Here is a 7,437-nt window from a genome sequence, read left to right as displayed (position 1 = left end):
TGGAAGGACAAAAACGTGTGACCATTGAAAATGTAACACCGCTTATCGATGGCGGCAAGTACCCGATCAAAAGAACGGTCGGTGAACGGGTGGTTGTAAATGCCGACATTTTTGTAGATGGTCATGATAAGGTTGAGGCTGCACTGCTTTACCGCAAGGTAAAAAAACCTGCAAAAGGAAAATCGGCCAAAGCAGGTAAATGGACTGAGGTACCCATGACTTTTATGACCAACGATCATTGGAGGGCTACTTTTACCCCTGAAGAGGAGGGTTTTTATGAATATACCATCAAAGGCTGGATTGATTACTATGGTACCTGGCAGGATGGCCTCAAAAAGAAGTTTGATGCCAAACAGGATATAAAAACAGAGCTTTTGATCGGTGCGGAACTTATGGAAGATGGTATGGCCAGAGTATCTGCACCTCAGCGTAAAAAGCTGGAAAAATGGGTAAAACTATTTCGTAATGGTACTGAGGATGCGGATGCTGTGGAGGAGGCCCTCAGTGACGACGCTACCCAGGCTATGTTTGTAGCACAGGAGCATAGCTTTACACGAACCTATCACCGGATATTGCAAGTTAATGTAGAGCGAAAAAAGGCGTTGTTCAGCACCTGGTATGAATTTTTCCCAAGATCCGCCTCTCCCGTTAAAGGGAAACACGGAACGTTTAAGGATTGTGAGCAGGTGCTTCCGGAAATAGCCAAAATGGGCTTTGATGTTATATATCTTCCACCTATACATCCCATAGGACGTAAACACCGAAAAGGGAAAAACAATGCTGTAACTGCCAGTGAAGGTGATCCGGGCTCTCCATGGGCCATAGGTGCCGAGGAAGGTGGCCACAAATCTATCAACCCCGAGCTGGGCACAATGGATGATTTTACCGCCCTGGTGAAAAAGGCCAATGAGCTTAACATTGAAATAGCCCTTGACTTTGCTATCCAGTGCTCTCCTGACCACCCTTACGTATCTAAGCACCCGGACTGGTTTAAATGGAGACCCGATGGAACCATACAATATGCAGAAAACCCTCCGAAGAAATACCAGGATGTGCTGCCTGTAAATTTCGAAACCCATGATTGGGAAAACCTGTGGAAGGAACTAAAAAGTATTATTGATTTCTGGATAAGCAAAGGCGTGAAAATATTCAGAGTTGATAATCCGCATACCAAGCCCTTTACTTTTTGGGAGTGGCTGATCAGGGAAGTAAGAAGTAAGCACCCTGAGACTATCTTTCTCGCTGAGGCTTTTACGAGGCCAAGGATTATGGAGCAACTTGCCAAAATCGGGTTTACGCAATCCTATACCTACTTTACCTGGCGCAATACCTCTGAGGAGTTCAGGGAATATCTCCACGAACTTACGCGGACTGAAGTAAGGGAGTACTTCAGACCAAACTTTTGGCCCAATACGCCGGATATTCTGCCGATCTCACTGGAGCATAAGCCTGAGTCTGCATTCATTGCGAGGTATGCACTGGCTGCTACCCTGTCTTCGAACTGCGGTATCTACGGACCCTTGTTTGAGTTTGGACTGAATGAGCCTTACCCGGGTAAAGAAGAGTATGTGGATTCTGAGAAATATGAGATCAAGCATTGGGATTGGAAGAAAACCACAAAGATCAAAGAAGCCATTTCAAAGATCAATAAGGTACGAAAGGAAAACGCTGCGTTGCAAACTACCTGGCATGTAGCATTTTGTGAGGTGGATAACCAGCAATTGCTATGCTATGCCAAGACTGATCAGGAGAAGCAAAGCAAAATGATCGTAGCGGTTAATCTTGACCCTGAATATGTGCAGTCAGGCTGGGTAAAAGTACCCTTTGAGTATCTCGATCTTCCTGTAGATGAGTCTTTTGTGGTGCATGACCTGCTTACGGGCAACAAATATACCTGGCAAAATGAATGGAATTACGTAGAGCTGCACCCGCAGGCACTGCCTGTTCATATTTTTAAAATCGAACCTAACCTTTAGCGCCAACTATTAAAAAAATATAAAACTAACTCTGGGAGGAGAATGACTATGGCAACGAATAAAGTTAACATTGACGATGACTTATACTGGTACAAGGATGCTATCATTTATGAGCTTCATATTAAAGCCTTTTATGATAGCGATGGTGATGGTATCGGTGATTTCCGCGGTCTTCTTGAGAAACTGGACTACCTCGAAGGCCTTGGTGTAACGGCTATCTGGCTATTACCGTTTTACCCGTCACCCTTACGTGACGATGGATATGATATTGCCGACTATTACAGCATTAACCCCTCCTATGGAGATATTAAAATATTCAAACAATTTATTAAGGAAGCCCATAAGCGTGGTCTGAAGGTGATAACCGAGCTGGTTATCAACCATACTTCTGATCAGCACCCGTGGTTCCAAAGGGCCAGAAGAGCAAAGCCAGGTTCATCCTATCGTGACTATTATGTATGGAGCGATGATCCCAACAAGTATAAGGATGCAAGGATCATCTTCACCGACTATGAGCCTTCCAACTGGTCTTGGGATCCTGTCGCGAAGTCTTATTACTGGCATCGCTTCTTCTCTCATCAGCCCGACCTGAACTTTGATAACCCGCAGGTTAAAAAGGAGGTATTCAGAATACTTGATTTCTGGTTCAATATGGGAGTGGATGGTTTCAGGCTGGATGCTGTGCCCTATCTTTTTGAACGGGAAGATTCCAACTGCGAAAACCTGCCGGAGACTCATGCTTTTCTGAAAGAACTAAGGGCCCATGTGGATAAAAAACATAAAAACAAGCTACTGCTGGCCGAAGCAAACATGTGGCCTGAAGATTCAGCTTCATATTTTGGTGATGGGGATGAGTGCCATATGAACTACCACTTCCCCATTATGCCCAGAATGTTCATGGCCGTTAAAATGGAAGACCGCTACCCTGTTATTGACATTATTGATCAGACACCGGAAATTCCCGAATCGTGCCAGTGGGCAATCTTTTTGCGTAATCACGATGAGCTTACCCTGGAAATGGTAACCGATGAGGAGCGTGACTACATGTATAAGGTTTATACCAAGGACACGCAGGCAAAGATCAATGTCGGAATCCGCCACAGGCTTGCCCCCTTGCTTGAAAATAACCGCAGCAAAATAGAGTTGATGAATGTACTACTCTTCTCACTACCGGGCACCCCGGTCATCTACTATGGCGATGAAATAGGTATGGGAGACAACTTCTACCTCGGTGACCGCGATGGCGTACGGACACCCATGCAATGGAGTGCAGATAAAAATGCAGGGTTTTCAAGTGCAAATCCGCATAAATTGTACCTGCCTGTAATTATTGATCCGGAATACAAATATGAGTCTGTAAATGTGGAGGCTCAGCAGATCAATTCATCTTCGCTGCTTTGGTGGATGAAGCGTGTAATTGCCATGCGTAAAAAATACAAAGCATTCGGGCGAGGTGATATCAATTTTTTATCTCCTGCCAATGCTAAGATCATAGCTTTTACACGTACTTACGAAGATGAAGATATACTGGTACTGGCCAACCTTTCCCGTTTTCCTCAGGCCGCAGAACTTGAGTTGGAGGATTATGAAAATTATACTCCGGTAGAGGTTTTCAGCCATAATAAATTTCCTAGGATCAGTGACAGGCCTTACCTCTTTACCATGGCTCCTTATGGCTATTATTGGTTTATACTTGATAAAGAAAAAGACTATACTGAAGATAAAGGAGAGGTACATAACTTTAAGCTAATGGCCTGGGCAGACCTGCTGGCAGGAAAACACCTTCAAAAACTTGAGAACAAAGTGCTGCCGGCTTATATGAATGAATGCCGTTGGTTTGGAGGCAAGGCACGGGTGATTCAAAGTATGAGTGTGGTCAATCAAATAGACATCCCTGTGGAAGACATGCCTGCGACACTGGTCACTATAGAAGTTAATTACAACGAAGGCTTGCCGGAGGTTTATCAACTGCCACTGGCATTTATGGCTTACCAGAATGAAGAGGAATTTCGGGCTATCAATAAGAAAGGAATTATAGCCAATGTAATACTCAAGGATCGCGAAGGGGTGCTTTTTGATGCCGTTTATAGCGAAGAGTTTAGAAATGCCCTGTTTAGCAACCTTAAAGCAGGTCGGAAGCTTAAATCTGAGCCAGGCAGCCTGGTCTTTTATACCAGCGAAAAGAACGGTCATTTGAAGTCGAATGGAGAATTGCATTCTAAAGTTTTAAATGCCGAACAGAGCAACACTTCGCTGACCTATAACAATAACTACTTCCTGAAGCTTTACAGGAAACTGGATAATACTATCAATCCAGACCTCGAGATTACGCGCTACCTTACCGAAAAAACGGCCTATAGCCACGTCCCCCGGTTTGTTGGAGCCATAGAATATGACAAGAAGCATGAAGGAAGCCTGGTTCTGGGCATGATGCAGGAGTTGATCCCCAATCAGGGTGATGCCTGGGAGTACACCAAGGATGTGCTCAACAGGTTTTTTGAAAAAGTGCTTACTCAGCCCAAAACCACTCACCCTGTGCCGGCAAAAAAAGACCTTACGGAGCCTTTGGTCTACAAAAAACTATCGCCCGTTTTGCGCGACCTGATGGATGGACCTTTTCCTGAGAGGATTTCCCTGCTGGGGCAGCGTACGGCTGAAATGCATCTGGCTCTGGCAGAGCATCCTGAGGAAAGTGATTTTGAACCAGAGCCGTTTTCATTGCACTATCAGCGGTCATTGTACTCTTCGTTACAATCACTGACCAGGAGCACTTTCCAGAACCTGCAAAAGGGTATCAGCAGGCTTCCTGAGGAAATACAAAGAGAGGCCGGCGAAGTGCTTGAAATGAAAGGTCAGGTACTGAGGTGTTTTAAGCGCATATTTGATCATAAAATCTCTACCATGAAAATAAGGACCCACGGAGACTATCATCTGGGGCAGGTGCTGTGGACCGGAAAAGATTTTGTGATCATAGATTTTGAAGGAGAGCCTGCCCGGGCCTATAGCGAGCGAAGGCTGAAACGGTCTGCCCTTCGGGATGTGGCAGGTATGATACGTTCTTTCCACTATGCTTCATACAGCACCATCATGCAGCCGGAATTTGAGCAGCAGAGAAAAGATGGCAAACTGGAAAAATGGGCAGAGACCTGGTATCATCACGTTACCCGCTTTTATATGCATGGCTACCTGTCGAAAGTAGAGGGAGAGAGTTTTGTGCCGGACAATAAGGAGGATCTTAAAATATTGCTCGAGACCTTCCTTCTTGAGAAGGCTATCTATGAATTGAATTATGAATTAAACAACCGCCCCGACTGGGTGATCATACCACTGAGGGGCATAAAATCAATAGTAAGGAGGTATACCCATGGCTAAAAAAGAAAACACTAAACCAACGGTAAAAGAGAAAAAGAGTGCAACCCGGCCTTCGGTTAAAAGAGGCAGTGCCGCAACTACCAAAACACCTCCAAAAACCAAAAAGCCAAAGGTGGACAAAGCGGCCAAAACCGAAGAAGTGCAGGTGATTGACCATGTGACGCTTTTTTCGGACTATGATATCCACCTGTTTAAAGAAGGCAAACATTACGAGCTTTATACTAAGCTGGGGTCACATGTCATAACCCATAAGGGAGTAAAAGGCACTTATTTCGCCCTTTGGGCGCCCAATGCGGAGAAGGTATCGGTAATTGGTGATTTTAACCACTGGAAAAGAAATGAATATCCGATGAATGTCAGGCATGATGGCTCCGGTATCTGGGAGACTTTCATCCCGGGTATTGGTGAAGGTACCATTTACAAGTATTTCATTGAATCAAGGCATGGTGAATATAAAGTAGAGAAGGGCGACCCGTTTGCTTTCAAATGGGAGATACCACCTAATACGGCTTCCATAATATGGGACATTACCTCTACCTGGAGTGATAAAGCGTGGATGGAAAAGCGAAAGAAAAATGCAGGCAAGCCACAGCCGTTTTCAGTATACGAGCTTCATCTGGGCTCATGGCGACGTGTGCCTGAGGACAATAACAGGTCACTCAGCTACAGGGAAATGGCTACGGAGCTTCCGGCTTACGTGAAGAAAATGGGATTCACTCATGTTGAGTTCATGCCCGTGATGGAGCATCCATTCTTTGGTTCCTGGGGTTATCAAATCACCGGATATTTTGCTCCTTCGAGCCGCTTTGGCAGCCCGCAGGATTTTATGCACCTGATAGATGCGCTACACCGGGAAGGTATCGGTGTTATTCTGGACTGGGTACCGTCTCATTTTCCGTCAGACCAGCACGGCCTGCATTACTTCGATGGTACATTTTTATTCGAACATGCAGACCCTCGAAAAGGCTATCATCCTGACTGGAAGAGCTACATCTTTAATTACGGAAGAAATGAAGTACGCGCATTCCTGATCAGCAATGCCATGTACTGGCTTGAAAAATACCACATCGATGGCCTGCGCGTAGACGCTGTAGCCTCTATGCTTTATCTGGACTACTCCAGAAAGGCGGGTGAATGGGAGCCAAACGAATATGGAGGTAATGAAAATCTGGATGCGATTTCATTCTTAAAAGAGTTTAATGAAGCTGTTTATGCCAAATTTCCCGATGTACACACCATAGCTGAAGAGTCTACTTCCTGGCCGATGGTATCGAGGCCTACTTATATTGGGGGGTTGGGTTTTGGTATGAAATGGATGATGGGCTGGATGCATGATACATTAGAGTATTTTAAAAAAGACCCTGTACACCGGCAACATCACCAAAACGAAATTACTTTTAGTGCTTATTATGCCTTTACAGAAAACTTTATGCTTCCCCTATCGCATGATGAGGTAGTGTATGGTAAGAACCCATTGCTCTATAAAATGCCGGGCGATGAGTGGCAGCAGTTTGCCAACCTCAGGGCTCTTTATGGCTACATGTATGCCCACCCGGGAGCAAAACTGCTGTTTATGGGAGGCGAGTTCGGACAGACCTCAGAGTGGGCTCATGACAATAGCCTGGACTGGCACCTGACAGACTATCCGCTCCACCAGGGGCTGCAACAGGAACTCACGGCCCTCAACCAGCTTTATAAAACGGAAAAAGCGCTCTACGAGATCAGCTTTGAGGAGGCCGGTTTCGAATGGATAGACATCCACGATGCCCTCAACAGTGTCATCTCATTTGTTCGCAAAGGCAAAAGCGATAAACAACAGGTTTTAGTGATCTGTAATTTCACCCCCGTACTCCGTGAGAATTATCGTGTAGGTGTACCCAAGAAAGGTTTTTGGAAAGAAGTTTTCAACAGCGATGACCAGGCTTATGGGGGAAGTCATGTAAAAAACAATGAAGCCATTGCTTCGGAACCTCTTCAGGCTCATGGAAGAGACAACTCTATTACCCTCACCTTACCACCACTGGGAGTGGTGTATTTGAAGTTTAGTGAGAAGTAGTTGAGAAAGATTAACCCTCCAAGGGTTTGAAAC

General features: G+C 45.2%; 3 protein-coding genes. All 3 read left to right on the top strand.

Annotation, left to right across the window (positions count from 1 at the left end; genetic code table 11):
• Nucleotides 1–1,976: alpha-1,4-glucan--maltose-1-phosphate maltosyltransferase (locus tag E1163_RS21425; RefSeq protein ID WP_155174513.1), on the top strand; the 1,976-nt coding region annotated here is incomplete at its 5' end.
• A gap of 48 nt (nucleotides 1,977–2,024) precedes the next feature.
• Nucleotides 2,025–5,348, top strand: coding sequence for a maltose alpha-D-glucosyltransferase (gene treS / locus E1163_RS21420; protein ID WP_155174512.1), 3,324 nt, complete (start codon nucleotides 2,025–2,027; stop codon nucleotides 5,346–5,348).
• Nucleotides 5,341–7,404 carry a 1,4-alpha-glucan branching protein GlgB gene (gene glgB / locus E1163_RS21415; RefSeq protein WP_155174511.1) on the top strand — a complete coding sequence of 688 codons (2,064 nt, stop codon included), beginning with the start codon at nucleotides 5,341–5,343 and terminating at the stop codon, nucleotides 7,402–7,404. Before treS ends, glgB begins: the two co-directional genes overlap by 8 nt.
• Nucleotides 7,405–7,437 lie beyond the last annotated feature (33 nt).

It is taken from the genome of Fulvivirga kasyanovii (genome assembly GCF_009711405.1).
GTDB lineage: Bacteria > Bacteroidota > Bacteroidia > Cytophagales > Cyclobacteriaceae > Fulvivirga > Fulvivirga kasyanovii.
This window is presented reverse-complemented; position numbering and strand designations above follow the sequence as displayed.